The following is a 13,079-nucleotide window of genomic DNA, read 5'->3' on the forward strand; positions in this document are numbered from 1 at the left end:
GATGTATTTAGGGCTGACGATTAAATGCCGAGACAATATTCAATCGCAGCGCGTTAAAAGCCGGTAACAAGCCGGTAATAATTCCCAGCAGCAGCATAAAAAACAGCGCCTGCAGAGCGATATCGCCATCGAGAATCAAGTTGGGCAGGAAACGGGCGAGAAAGGTTTTTATTCCTTCAACTAACAGCCAGGCCGCAGCGAGTCCAGAGAGACCGCCGATAAATGCGACCAACAGGGATTCCGATAGAACCATGCGAAAAATGCGTGCGCTGGAAAAGCCCAGGGTTTTGAGTACAGCAATCTCGCCGGTACGCTCGCGAATCGCCAAGGCCATGGTATTGCCAACCACAATCAGAATGGTGAAAAACGCGGTGAAAACCACCGAGAAAATAATCAAACCGATATTGCCAATTTGCTCGATAAAAGCTTTATTAAAGGATTTTTCCGTACTGGTATCAGTTTCACTTTGCGAATTGGCAAAACTGTCATCAATGGTTTTGGCTACTTTCTCATTGAGAGAGGGATCGTCAGTAGTGAGTGCCATCCATCCTATCCAGTCATTGCCAAATGTCTGAGTTTCCATGAAGTATTTATAATGGAATAACATTTGGCGAGTATCGTACTGCTCGGTATCCCCTTTAAAAATTCCTGAGACTACAAACTCCCAGGTATAGCCACCATCTTTATGGGTGAATATATTTGAGGAGATAGGGATCCGGTCACCAATTTTCCAGCCATATATTTGCGCGAGTTTCTCACCTATCAGCGCGCCCTGGCGATTATTAAACCAAGCCTGTTTTTGCTCATCCGGAATCACTATTTCTTCGTAAACGCGTAAATAGGATTCGGGGTCCACAGCCAGCGAGACAATTTGCCTACTTTGTTCCTGATAATAACCGCCAAACCAGTTCAGGTGGGTGACATCTTTTACTCCTTCGACCGTAGCGACTTTTTGGAAATAAGAGATGGGTAGCGATTGGGTGAAATTGATCCGGTTAAAAACTACCAGGCGATTATCAGCGGACAACTCCACACTGGAATTGAGTGCAGATTTCAAACTGGTCACTGCACCAAAAATTAAAAAAGCGATAAAAATTGCAAAGCAGGTGAGAAATAACCGCAGAGGTTTCCTCGTCATGTTTTTATAAATTAAATAGAGATCGTTCATGCCACTATTTCCCTCTGCACAAATTGTCCCTTGTCGAGATGCAGGGTGCGTTTGGCGTATTTGGCTGCGGCCGGGTCGTGGGTAACCATAACGATAGTCTTGCCGTGATCGCGGTTGAGTAGTTGCAGCATCTCCAGGATTTCATCGGCGGTGGCGCGGTCGAGATCACCGGTGGGCTCGTCACACAGAATGAGTTTAGGATCTGAAACAATTGCGCGGGCGATGGCCACCCGCTGTTGCTGGCCGCCGGACATTTCACTGGACATATGTTTGGCGCGATCGCTCAAGCCCACCAAAGCGAGGGCGGTTTCGACATTTTTGCGGCGCTGTGCTTTGGAGAGCTTGGTCAACAGTAGCGGCAGTTCTACATTGCGTTGGGCATTGAGCATCGGCATCAGGTTGTAGAACTGGAAAATAAAACCAATATTCTGCGCGCGCCAACGGGTTAGGGCGCTCTCATTGAGGGAGTCTATACGGGTGCCATCAAACCAAATTTCCCCACTGGTAGGTTGATCGACACCGCCGAGCATATTTAACAGAGTGGTTTTTCCGGAGCCGGAAGGCCCCATAATGGCGACAAAATCTCCTCGCTCAATACTCATATTGAGATCGTCAAAAATAGAGATTTTCTCTTTACCTTTGATAAAACTCTTGCCGACATTTTTTAACTGAAACAACACATCTTCAGACATCTGTAATTTCCTTTTTTAATGAATAATTAGAGCCGTAGTCTGTGCCGTTAAAGAGCGACTTCCTCCCCGGCCAGGAAGCCGACCTTCACCCCCATATCCGGTAGGATACGGGCGTCTTTTTGATCGATACCGATACGCACACGCACCGTAGCTTTGGCGCGATCGGCGGTTGGAATAATTGCCACCACCGTGGCGGGAATATCCCACTCCGGGTAGGCGTCAAGATTCGCGTTTACCCTTTGACCAGTGGAGACCCGGCCGATAAATGCCTCATTGACATCCACTTCAATTTCCAGGGAGTTCATATCCACAATGGTACAGATACCGGTGCGGGTGAAACCGCCTCCGGCGGAGCTAGGTGCGACAATTTCTCCGGGCTGAGCATTTTTTTGTGTAACGATTCCCGCAAAGGGCGCGCGTATCGTGTGATCCTCCAAGCGCTCCCGCTGTCGCTCGGCTTCCAGTTTAGCCACCTCAATATTTGCCCGAGCGCTGTTTAAATCGGCTCTCAAGCCTTCAACAGTGGCCTCACTCTGGGTGAGTTGTGCTTTGCTGGAGTAGTTTTTTTCACGCAAGCCAGCGAAACGCCGGTACTGACGCTCTGCTTCTTTTAGCTTGGCGAGAATACTGGCTTCCTGGGCTTGTAGTACCTGAATCTGCGCACGGGCAAATGCCAGGCTGACGCGCGCTTTGACGTCGTCGAGGCGGGCTAGTACTTGACCTTCCTGTACCTGCATACCCTCCTCGACATCCACGCTGCTGATCAGTCCCATCACCTCTGCTGACACCGTAGCCATGCGTCGCGCGGTGATATATCCGGAGGCATTCAACACCGTCTCCAGGTGTGCGCTGGAGGGGGCAGATGGCGTAGTGTGTGTGTTGGCGGGGGTTGGGATTGTATTAGGGCTTGCGGGTGGATCTTCGACCAAGAGGGAGGCGCCAAAAAAACCAACTAGCAGGCCGGCGACTGCACCGGTGGAAGCCGCCAGCAGGGTTTTTCGGGACGATGACGGTAAATCATTGGGAGCCGTATCCCGGTCAATTTTCAACTGACCGAGCAGCTCACTGGTGTTTCTGCTCATACAGCCATGTTCTTATTGATTACTTCCTGTAAAGAACAACTGTGGCAGAAACTAAAAAATATTGCTATTCGATCTGACTTGCGGCGTTGGCGCCAAATTAGTGGCGCCAAAAGGCGGGAGTTAAGAGCACCAGTAGGGTGAAAATTTCCAGGCGTCCCATCAGCATGGCGAGGATCAGAAACCACTTGGCGACCTCATTGACTGAACCGTAGTGAGATGCGGCCTCACCCAGAGCCGGGCCGATATTACTCAGGCAGGAGGCCACCGTTGTCACAGAGGTGACGAAATCTTCGCCGGTGGCAATCACAATAATCGAGAGAATAAAAAACGACAGTACATAGACGGCAAAAAAGCCCCACACAGCATCGGTTACCCGATCGGGTACGATCTTGCGGTTGATCTTAATGGGTATCACCGCATTGGAGTGCACCAGTCGATTCAATTCGCGCATACCGGATTTCATAATCAACATGCCGCGCACCGCCTTGATACCACCGGAGGTAGAGCCGGCACAGGCGCCGAGAATACCCAGAAGAAGCAATGCGTAGGGAAGGAATACCGGCCAGGCGGAAAAGTTTTCAGAGGCAAAGCCGGCAGTGGTACTGATAGAAACCACCTGGAAGAAACCGTGTAGCAGACTGTTGCCTGGTGAGAAGATATTCAGAATCCACAGATAACAGCTGATCAACAGGCCGGCCCCCAAAATCAGCATTACGTAGAAACGAAATTCGGAATCGCGCCAGTAGTGCTTGAGGGTTTTATTGCGGAAGGCATAAAAATGCAGGCCAAAGTTAATTGCTGCGGTGAACATGAAAATAATGCAGATCACCATAATGGCCCGGTTGTGAGCGTAGAAGCCCATACTGGCATCGTGGGTGGAAAAGCCGCCGTTAGCCACGGTGGAGAAGGCGTGTCCCACGGCATCGAACACGGTCATGCCCGCCCACCAGTAACCGATGCCGCACAGAATGGTCAGGATTACATAAATCACGATCAGTGCCCGCGCCGTCTCGGCGATACGCGGTGTCAGCTTGGTATCTTTCACTGGGCCGGGTATTTCCGCTTTGTACAGCTGCATACCACCGATGCCAAGCATGGGCAGGATTGCCAGTGCAATAACAATTACGCCGATACCACCAAACCACTGCAGCTGCTGGCGGTAGTAGAGGATGGCTGGAGGCAGGGAGTCCAGGCCGGTAATTACGGTGGCGCCGGTGGTGGTGAGCCCGGAAATCGACTCAAAAATCGAATCGGTAATACTCAGGTCCGGCTGCGGACTAATAATAAACGGCAGGGAGCCGAAGCTGCCGAGGATTAGCCAGAATAGCGAAGTCACCACAAAGCCGTCGCGGGTACGCAGATCCTGGCGCAGATCGTGCACCGGCAGCCACATAAACAAGCCGGTCACCAGAGTGATCACAAAGGCAATAACGAAGGCGTTGTGGGTATGGTCCTCATACCACAGGGACACGGCGATCGGTGGCAGCAGTGTCAGGCTGAACACAGTGAGGAGAATTCCGAAAACTCGCGCAATTACCGCAATTCGCATTGGCGCCTGTCAGCCTGTTATCTGTTGTTACTTTATATATATGGACGGCGGAGTTTGTAATCGCCGGACTATTCAATAAAAAATATGATTTAGAAAAAGCCGAAGCCAACCTGGAACAACTGCTCCACATGACGTGTCTGGCGGCGATCCACCAGGAATACAATCACGTGATCGTCGCTTTGCACAATTACATCGTCGTGCGCCATCAACACTTCGCTGCCATTTTCTGTTTCGCGCACTATGGCACCGATGGAGGCGCCCTCGGGCAGATCGATATCCTCGATTTTCTTTCCCACCACCTTGGAGGTGCGCTCGTCGCCGTGGGCGACAACTTCGATCGCCTCGGCGGCACCGCGACGCAGGGAGTGCACATTAACCATATCGCCGCGGCGCACATGGGTGAGCAGGCTGCCGATAGTATTTTGCTGGGGCGAAATGGCAATATCGATTTCCCCGCCTTGCACCAGGTCCACGTAGGCGCGGTTGTTGATCAGGGTCATCACCTTGCGCGCGCCCAGGCGTTTGGCCAGTAGCGATGACATGATGTTAGCTTCGTCATCGTTGGTGAGTGCGAGGAAAACATCGGTGTCCTCAATATTTTCTTCCAACAACAGCTCTTGGTCCGAGGCGCTGCCGTGCAAGATAATGGTGTGGGACAGCTCCTCGGATAAAAATACGCAGCGTTCATGGCTGCGCTCAATAATTTTAACCGAGTAGCGGTTTTCCAATTTGGTTGCGAGCCGCAGGCCAATATTGCCACCACCGGCAATTACCACGCGCTTATAACCGTGTTCCAGGCGGCGCAACTCGCTCATTACCGCACGGATATCGGCGCGTGCGGCGATAAAAAATACCTCGTCGCCGGCCTCGAGCACCGTGTCCCCCTGGGGAATGATCGGCCGGTTGCGCCGGTAGATGGCCGCCACACGGGTATCCACCTTGGGCATGTGCTCGCGCAGATAGCGCAGCTGATGGCCTACCAGAGGGCCGCCCTGAACTGCCAATACAGTGACCAGCTGCACGCGACCACCGGCGAAATCCAGCACCTGTAGCGCGCCGGGGTGTTCCATCAGGCGTGCGATATATTCGGAGACCAGCTGCTCGGGGCTGATCAAAACGTCGATGGGTATCGCCTGGTTGTCGAATAACTCGGGGTACTGCAGATAAGAAGAGGCGCGCACACGCGCGATCTTGGTGGGCACACGGAACAATGAATGGGCAATCTGGCAGGCTGCCATATTGGTTTCATCGTTATTGGTGACCGCCACCAGAATATCGGCATCCTCAATGCCGGCATTCATCAGCACATCGGGATGGGAGGCGTGGCCGTTAACCACGCCAATATCAATGCGATCACGCAACTCGCGCAGGGTTTTTTCGTCGCTGTCCACCAGCACAATATCATTGCGCTCGGAGGCCAGAGCCTCCGCCAGTGAGCCGCCCACCTGGCCGGCGCCGAGAATGACAATTTTCATATCGGATGAGACTCGCGGCTAGCGCTGCTGTTATTCGGCCTTGCTGAGCAGAGCGTAGTAGAAACCGTCGCCGCCACCGTTATGGGGTAACAGTTGCATTCCAGCAACTTGTTTTTCACCCCAGGACTTACCGTGCAGCAGTTGCGGAGTATTGTCGCTCGCATCGTCGGTCTCCGCAACGAAGGCGGCGACAACTTCACTATTTTCGGCCGGTAACACTGAACAGGTGGCGTATAGCAGACTGCCACCGGGTTTGAGCAGTGCCCAGGTGGCGCGCAGAATTTCCGCCTGCAGCCTGGCCAACTCGGCGATATCCTCGGCACGGCGCAGCAGTTTGATATCCGGGTTGCGGCGAATCACCCCGGTGGCAGAGCAGGGTGCATCGAGCAGAATACGGTCGTACTGCTGTCCATCCCACCAGGCATCCGGCGCAGCCGCATCGGCGCAAATTAACTGTGCGGAGAGGCCGCAGCGTTCGAGGTTTTCCTGCACCCGATCGAGTCGCTCCTCCTCGATATCCAGGGCACTCAATTCTATAGCGGGCTGCTGCTCCAATAGATGGCAGCTTTTGCCTCCCGGCGCGGCACAGGCATCCAGCACCCGCTCGCCTTCACAGGGTGCCAGCAGTTGCGCTGCCAGCTGGGCGGATTCATCTTGCACACTCACCAAGCCCTCGGCAAAACCGGGCAGAATTCCCACAGGTACTGCTTCGAGCAGGGTGATGCCAACCGGAGAGAGGGTACAGGCCTCGGCGGACAGGCCGGTCTCGTCGAGCTGCTGCAGGTAATCCTCGCGGGAAATGCGCGCGCTGTTGACCCTCAAGGTCATGGGGGGATTGGTATTGTTGGCGCGAAAAATCTCCGACGCTTGCACTGGCCAGGCGGCTTTGATCGCCTGTTGCATCCAGGCGGGGTGCATAGAGCTGAACTGGGGGTTGCCGGACAATTTTCGCTGCAAACGCTCGCGTTCGCGTATAGCGTTGCGCAGTACGCCGTTGATCAGGCCAGTGGCGCGATCCAGCTTGAGACTGCGGGCGGCATTGACCGTGGCAGAGATAGCAGCGTGATCGGGGATGCGGGTGTATTCCAGTTGATACAGGCCCAGCAGGATCAGTGCGCTTACTAGGCTATCGCTGGGGGTTTTGCGCAGTAGCTTGGTAGCGATCAGTTGCAGGCGCGGGGCGGTGCGGGCACTGCCGTAGCACAGCTCGCGGAGCAGGGCGCGGTCGCGCTCCTCAACCTTGTCTTCGGCTTTAGGTAACAGGCGTGCCAGTGAACCTTGCGCCTCCAGTAGTGCGGCCACCACTCGGGCTGCTTCGGCGCGTACATCTCTACTCATAGTGATCCCAATTGTGTTCCGGGAGTGAACAGCGCCCGGTAGCCTTTCAAAATTTCCGCTGCGGGCAGCGCTTTTTTACCGGGTAGCTGAAGTACTTGCAGACGCAGGGCTTCGCGACCACAGGCGACCAGAATACCCTCGTCATCGCTGGCTAGAATGATGCCGGGCGTATCGCTGTGGCAGCCGCGTTCCAGGCTGGCGCTGTAGATACGCAGGCGTTGTTCGCCTTTAGTTTCGCTATAGGTAGTCCAACACACCGGGAACGGATTGAAGGCGCGGATCTGGCGCTGCAGTTCTTGCGCCGGGCGCTGCCAGTCGATGCGCGCCTCCTCTTTGCTGATTTTATTAGCGTAATTGGCTGTAGCATCATCTTGAGTCACCGGCTTGGCGGCGCCTGAGGCCAGCTGCGCTAGGGCTTCAATCAGAGCCGGGCCACCGAGTTCGGCGAGCTTGTCGTGCAGGCTGCCTCCCGTATCTTTCTCAGTAATGTCACAGCGGCGCTCTACCAGTACCGGACCCGTATCAAGCCCGGCTTCCATTTGCATGATTGCCACACCGCTGTGGCTGTCTCCCGCCTCGACGGCGCGCTGAATGGGAGCGGCGCCGCGCCAGCGCGGCAGCAGGGAGGCGTGTACGTTGATACAGCCCAGTCGCGGGGTGTCCAGCACTGCTTGCGGCAGGATCAGTCCATAGGCCACCACCACCATGATATCGGCGCCGAGTGCCGCCAGCTCTTCCTGAGCTATCTGGTCGCGCAGGCTCTGAGGTTGATACACGGGGATATCGTGGGAGAGTGCCAGCTGCTTGACTGGGCTGGCCAGTAGTTTCTTACCGCGCCCCGCCGGCCTGTCCGGTTGGGTGTAAACGGCGGTGACACTATGGTCGCTGTCGAGCAGCGCCTGCAGATGCACGGCGGCAAAGTCCGGCGTGCCGGCAAAAATGATATTCACTGGCGGATTCTCAGATCGAGGGGTGGAGATGGCGCCGGGCCAGCCGGCGGCCAGTTCTTATAGATCAGGCGCGTCGGCGCTGGGACTTTTCCAGCTTGGAGCGAATGCGGTTGCGCTTGAGTGGGGAGATGTAATCCACGAACAGTTTGCCATCCAGGTGGTCAACTTCGTGCTGGATACACACCGCCAGCAACCCCTCTGCCTCTATGGCAAAAGGTTCGCCGTTGCGATCCAGCGCCTTGACTCGCACCCTGCGCGGGCGTTCTACCGTCTCGTAGAAACCGGGTACCGACAGGCAACCCTCGTCGTACTGGTGGATCTCCGGGTCCAGTACTTCGATCTCCGGGTTGATAAATCCGTACGGCTCGCTGCTGTCTTCGGAAATATCCACCACTACGATGCGCTCGTGCACATTGACCTGGGTGGCGGCGAGGCCTATGCCAGGTGCGGCGTACATGGTTTCGAACATGTCGTCCAGCAGTTGACGGTGCGCGTCGGTAACTTCTGCGACGGGTTTGGCGATCTCACGCAGGCGCGGATCGGGAAATTCCAGTATCTCGAGTTTAGCCATAACACCTGTGACAAACTTCTAGTATTCGTTGAACGTGCGCTGATAACATTATGATCGCGCTCAATATTTACCGAGTGGACCCCGATTTTCGCTGGCGCCTTGCGCCCGGGGCCGGCCACATTTCCTGTAGAAGGGTGGTTCGGCGCTGAGAATTATAGCGATAAAGAGCATAGGAATGCTTCCATGAAAAAAATAATCCTGGCCGCCGTCTCGATGTTGGCGGTCGCCCTTGGCACCCAAGCGCAGGATCAGGTGCGCCTGAACCCCAGCCATCCGGATGCCTATGTTGTGCAAAAGGGCGATACCCTCTGGGATATCTCCAGTGAATTTCTGGTACAGCCCTGGTATTGGCCGGAGATCTGGCAAGTAAACCCCCAGGTTGAAAACCCCCACTTGATCTACCCCGGCGACAGCCTGCGCCTGGTGTATGTGGATGGCCAGCCGCAACTGCAGCTGCAGCGCGGCCCACGGGCTTATCAATTGTCCCCCGGTGTTAATGGTAACCGCTTAACGCCGCAGATCCGCCGTGAGGCGGTGGAGGATGCGATTCCGGCGATTCCCCTCGATGCCATCAATGCCTTCCTCTCGCGCACCCGTATCGTCGAGCCCAATGCCTTCGAGGGTACGCCCTATATTGTGTCCGGCTCCGATAACCACATTTTGATGGGGGCCGGCGATACCATCTATGCTCGCGGTGATTTTGAAGTGCCCCTGGCCTCCTACGGTCTCTACCGCCCGGGCCCGGTGTATGTGGACCCTGTTAGCAATGAGACTCTGGGACGCCAGGCTCTTGGGATAGGTGAAGTGGATTTGCTACAGCTGGACCCGGATAACCGCCCTGGATTTTCCGTCGCCACCCTGGGCGTGGCCAGCACCGCCCGCGAGATCCGTCTCGAGGATCATTTGATGCCGGTGGAAGAGCGCTCTATCGATGCACTCTTTCACCCCAGTGCCCCGGCCGTGACAGTGAATGGGTTGATTGTTGGTGTCGATGAGGGTGTGACTCAGATTGGTAAATTCGACGTAGTTATCCTCAATCTGGGTGAGCGCGATGGCTTAGTGCCTGGCAATGTGATGGCAGTTTATAAGCGCGGTTCTGTAGTGCGCGATCGTATCGCCGGAGACAGCGTGAAACTGCCGGATGAGCGCGCTGGTGAGATGATGGTTTTCCGCACTTTTGAAAAGATGAGCCTGGCGCTTATTCTCGAAGCTGATCGCCCCTTGGCGGTGATGGACTCGGTGCGCAACCCCTAAAAAAGTATTGAAATCGAGCGGCGCCTCTTGCTGTTTGGAGCGCCGCAAATCTGAATACAACCCTTCCTGTAAAACAGACGAAATGGTGAGCCCGCATGGATGCGTTGACCGCCAGTATGGCCCTGCTGCGTTTAGAGGGCCTGGGGCCCGCCCGCTACTGGCAGCTGCTAGAGCACTTTGGCAGCCCCGATCGGGCCTTACTGCAATTCCCCCCAACTTTGTTGAGCAAACTACCGCCGCGGGCCCAATCCCAGTGGCGTGATTGTTGTCGTCTTGGCCTGCAGAGCGAATTGTTGGAGTGGGTGGCAGCCGAGCGCGCCCGCTGTGCACAAATCGGCGTGCAGCTGCTGTACCACGGTGATGCAGGTTTCCCGAATTTGCTCGCAGAGATCTCGCGACCACCGCCAATACTCTATGTGCGGGGCGAAGCTGCTGCTCTCACCTTGCCCCAAATCGCTATTGTTGGTGCGCGTCGCGCCACGACTTCTGGCCTGGATAACGCTCGCAGTTTTGCCATGGAGCTCGCCGGATCCGGTTTTGCCATCACCTCGGGGCTAGCACTGGGGGTGGATGCGGCCGCGCACCAGGGTGCTTTGCGGGGACAGGGAGCCACGATTGCGGTGTTGGGCAGCGGTGTCGACTCCGTCTATCCGCGTCAGAACCGCGCCTTGGCGGAAGAAATCCTGAGCGCGGGTGGCGCCATTGTCAGTGAACTGCCACTCGGCAGTAGCGCTGAGGCGAAAAACTTCCCGCGTCGCAACCGGATTATCAGTGGGCTCTCTATGGGAGTGCTGCTAGTGGAGGCTGCGATGCGATCGGGGTCGCTAATCACTGCGCGGCTGGCGTTGGAGCAAAATCGAGAGGTTTTCGCTATCCCCGGCTCCATCCACAACCCGATGGCCAGGGGTTGTCACCACCTGATTCGCGAGGGGGCAACTTTAGTGGAGACCAGCGCAGATATCGCTGGGCAATTGGGGGGGCTGTTAGCGGAGCCCGCGGATAGTGAGCCCCTAAGCAATACCCCGCTGGATAATCAGCAGCTGTCAGTGTTATTAGCCCTGCAGGGAGGGCCTCGCAGTATCGAGCAGTTGGCCGTGGATACTGGGGAGCCGGCGGGTGAACTGATGGCGCTGCTATTGCAAATGGAGTTGCTAGAGCTATTGGAGCAGCTGCCCGGTGGTTATCAATTGACGGCTCAGGGAGCTGCCTGTTGTCTCCAGAAAGAAGGCGTGGCCACCTGAATCCTCCCCTGAAGGACCAGCCGCCGAGCGATTCGCGAAGTCAAAGCGCTGCGTTAATACTCTGTGGACTCGAACACAGGAGGCAAGTCATGGCGAATAATTCCAAGCTCACCACGGATGCTGGCGCACCCATCGCGGATAACCAAAATAGCCTTAGCGCCGGACCACGTGGCCCCCTATTGATGCAGGATTATCAACTGCTGGAGAAGCTCGCTCATCAAAACCGTGAGCGGATTCCCGAACGTACGGTACATGCCAAGGGCTGGGGAGCTTACGGTACTCTGCGGATTAGCGGAGATATTGCCAAGTACACCTGCGCCAAGGTATTGCAGCCCGGTGCTGAAACACCAATGATAGCCCGCTTCTCCACTGTAGCCGGAGAGTTGGGGGCGGCGGATGCCGAGCGCGATGTGCGCGGCTTTGCCCTCAAATTTTATACAGAAGACGGCAACTGGGATCTGGTGGGCAATAACACCCCGGTCTTCTTCGTGCGCGATCCCTATAAGTTTCCCGATTTTATCCACACGCAAAAACGTCATCCCCGCACGCATTTACGCTCCCCTACAGCCATGTGGGATTTTTGGTCGCTATCTCCAGAGAGTCTGCACCAAGTTACGATCCTGTTTTCAGATCGCGGCCTGCCAATTTCACCTATGCATATGAATGGTTACGGCTCCCACACCTACTCTCTGTGGAACAGTGGCGGCGAGCGCTTCTGGGTGAAGTTCCACTTCAAGACCCGCCAGGGGCACAAATTTCATACCGATGCCGAAGCGGAGTCAGTAATTGGCCGCACTCGCGAGAGTTATCAGGAAGCCCTGTTTGGTGCGATTGAGAAGGGTGACTATCCCAAGTGGAGTCTACAGCTACAAGTAATGCCCGAGGCCGATGCTGCCAAGACAAATTACAACCCTTTCGATCTCACCAAAGTGTGGCCACATGGGGATTACCCGCTGATTGAGATTGGCGAAATGGAGTTGAATCGCAACCCCGATGATTATTTTGCCGAACTGGAACAGGCAGCCTTCTCTCCCTCAAACGTAGTACCGGGCATTAGTTTCTCCCCGGATAAAATGCTACAGGCGCGAGTGTTTTCCTATGCCGATGCCCATCGCCACCGTTTGGGTACTCACTATGAGAGTCTTCCTGTAAATGCACCTCAATGCCCAGTGCATAACTACTATCGAGACGGCGAGATGAATACCAGCGGGATTCGCACAGGCAATCCCGATGCCTATTACGAACCCAACAGTTTCAACGGCCCGCAGCAAGACCCCAGTGCCAAGGAGCCGCCACTAAAGCTTTCCGGTGCTGCCGATCGCTACGATCATCGCGAGGGCAACGATGATTACGGCCAAGTGCGGGCGCTTTTCAATCTCTTCGATGACGCCGAAAAACAGAGACTCTTTGGCAATATTGCCAGAGCCATGGCCGGAGTTCCGGATGAGATAGTACAGCGACAGTTGACTGAGTTTCACAAGGTGCATCCGGATTATGCTGCTGGTGTTAAAGCTGCATTGTGAGCTGGGCAAAAGTTTCAATACCGATCATTTAAGGAAGGGTTGTCGATAAACCACAGCTTCTGTGGAGACGTTTGGCAACATCTTGTGCGCGGCTGCGCAATCCGCTAGATTTTGGCGCTTGTCCCTACTTTGACAGTTGAGAGAGTTGAAATGAGCAAGCCTTTTGTAGCGATCCTGATGGGGGCCGGCCCCGATCTGCCAGTTATGAAAGCCGCCTTCGGTGTACTGGAGAAGTT

General features: G+C 55.3%; 11 protein-coding genes. 3 read left to right on the forward strand and 8 right to left on the reverse strand.

The features are described from left to right. Nucleotides 1-7 precede the first annotated feature (7 nt). The 8 genes from ACJJI0_RS15460 to def form a co-directional block, all read right to left on the reverse strand. Nucleotides 8-1,168: an ABC transporter permease gene (locus ACJJI0_RS15460; protein WP_444883270.1), complete on the reverse strand. Its 1,161-nt coding sequence runs from the start codon at nucleotides 1,166-1,168 to the stop codon at nucleotides 8-10. Continuing rightward, nucleotides 1,165-1,860, reverse strand: coding sequence for an ABC transporter ATP-binding protein (locus ACJJI0_RS15465; RefSeq protein WP_444883271.1), 696 nt, complete (start codon nucleotides 1,858-1,860; stop codon nucleotides 1,165-1,167). Before ACJJI0_RS15465 ends, ACJJI0_RS15460 begins: the two co-directional genes overlap by 4 nt. A 47-nt stretch (nucleotides 1,861-1,907) precedes the next feature. After that, entirely contained in the window at nucleotides 1,908-2,942 is a 1,035-nt protein-coding gene (locus tag ACJJI0_RS15470) for an efflux RND transporter periplasmic adaptor subunit (protein WP_444883272.1), read from the reverse strand. A gap of 97 nt (nucleotides 2,943-3,039) precedes the next feature. Then, nucleotides 3,040-4,491, reverse strand: coding sequence for a TrkH family potassium uptake protein (locus ACJJI0_RS15475; protein WP_252083982.1), 1,452 nt, complete (start codon nucleotides 4,489-4,491; stop codon nucleotides 3,040-3,042). Between the two features lie 89 nt (nucleotides 4,492-4,580). Continuing rightward, the gene (trkA, locus tag ACJJI0_RS15480) at nucleotides 4,581-5,966 is read right to left on the reverse strand and encodes a Trk system potassium transporter TrkA (RefSeq protein WP_252083983.1); all 1,386 of its coding nucleotides are present in this window, start codon (nucleotides 5,964-5,966) and stop codon (nucleotides 4,581-4,583) included. A gap of 30 nt (nucleotides 5,967-5,996) precedes the next feature. Beyond that, nucleotides 5,997-7,304: a 16S rRNA (cytosine(967)-C(5))-methyltransferase RsmB gene (gene rsmB, locus ACJJI0_RS15485; RefSeq protein WP_444883273.1), complete on the reverse strand. Its 1,308-nt coding sequence runs from the start codon at nucleotides 7,302-7,304 to the stop codon at nucleotides 5,997-5,999. Further along, on the reverse strand, nucleotides 7,301-8,254 hold the full coding sequence (gene fmt, locus ACJJI0_RS15490) for a methionyl-tRNA formyltransferase (RefSeq protein WP_444883274.1): 954 nt from the start codon (nucleotides 8,252-8,254) through the stop codon (nucleotides 7,301-7,303). The genes rsmB and fmt overlap by 4 nt, the downstream gene beginning before the upstream one ends. A gap of 64 nt (nucleotides 8,255-8,318) precedes the next feature. Further along, on the reverse strand, nucleotides 8,319-8,825 hold the full coding sequence (def, locus tag ACJJI0_RS15495) for a peptide deformylase (RefSeq protein WP_444883275.1): 507 nt from the start codon (nucleotides 8,823-8,825) through the stop codon (nucleotides 8,319-8,321). A gap of 183 nt (nucleotides 8,826-9,008) precedes the next feature. Here def and ACJJI0_RS15500 point away from each other — a divergent pair, with 183 nt between their 5' ends. The 3 genes from ACJJI0_RS15500 (at nucleotide 9,009) to ACJJI0_RS15510 (ending at nucleotide 12,843) form a co-directional block, all read left to right on the forward strand. Beyond that, nucleotides 9,009-10,079, forward strand: coding sequence for a LysM peptidoglycan-binding domain-containing protein (locus ACJJI0_RS15500; protein ID WP_444883276.1), 1,071 nt, complete (start codon nucleotides 9,009-9,011; stop codon nucleotides 10,077-10,079). Nucleotides 10,080-10,174: 95 nt separating this feature from the next. After that, the gene (dprA, locus tag ACJJI0_RS15505) at nucleotides 10,175-11,320 is read left to right on the forward strand and encodes a DNA-processing protein DprA (protein WP_444883277.1); all 1,146 of its coding nucleotides are present in this window, start codon (nucleotides 10,175-10,177) and stop codon (nucleotides 11,318-11,320) included. A gap of 89 nt (nucleotides 11,321-11,409) precedes the next feature. Next, nucleotides 11,410-12,843, forward strand: a complete 1,434-nt coding sequence (locus ACJJI0_RS15510) for a catalase (protein ID WP_444883278.1) — start codon at nucleotides 11,410-11,412, stop codon at nucleotides 12,841-12,843. Nucleotides 12,844-13,079: the final 236 nt, after the last annotated feature.

It is taken from the genome of Microbulbifer mixtoriginis (SeqCode) (genome assembly GCF_052466695.1).

Bases quoted from the DNA above. Each gene is read 5' to 3' on its own strand.
- ACJJI0_RS15460 (WP_444883270.1), bottom strand. From the start codon at position 1,168: ATGAACGATCTCTATTTAATTTATAAAAACATGACGAGGAAACCTCTG.
- ACJJI0_RS15465 (WP_444883271.1), bottom strand. From the start codon at position 1,860: ATGTCTGAAGATGTGTTGTTTCAGTTAAAAAATGTCGGCAAGAGTTTT.
- ACJJI0_RS15470 (WP_444883272.1), bottom strand. From the start codon at position 2,942: ATGAGCAGAAACACCAGTGAGCTGCTCGGTCAGTTGAAAATTGACCGG.
- ACJJI0_RS15475 (WP_252083982.1), bottom strand. From the start codon at position 4,491: ATGCGAATTGCGGTAATTGCGCGAGTTTTCGGAATTCTCCTCACTGTG.
- trkA (WP_252083983.1), bottom strand. From the start codon at position 5,966: ATGAAAATTGTCATTCTCGGCGCCGGCCAGGTGGGCGGCTCACTGGCG.
- rsmB (WP_444883273.1), bottom strand. From the start codon at position 7,304: ATGAGTAGAGATGTACGCGCCGAAGCAGCCCGAGTGGTGGCCGCACTA.
- def (WP_444883275.1), bottom strand. From the start codon at position 8,825: ATGGCTAAACTCGAGATACTGGAATTTCCCGATCCGCGCCTGCGTGAG.
- ACJJI0_RS15500 (WP_444883276.1), top strand. From the start codon at position 9,009: ATGAAAAAAATAATCCTGGCCGCCGTCTCGATGTTGGCGGTCGCCCTT.
- dprA (WP_444883277.1), top strand. From the start codon at position 10,175: ATGGATGCGTTGACCGCCAGTATGGCCCTGCTGCGTTTAGAGGGCCTG.
- ACJJI0_RS15510 (WP_444883278.1), top strand. From the start codon at position 11,410: ATGGCGAATAATTCCAAGCTCACCACGGATGCTGGCGCACCCATCGCG.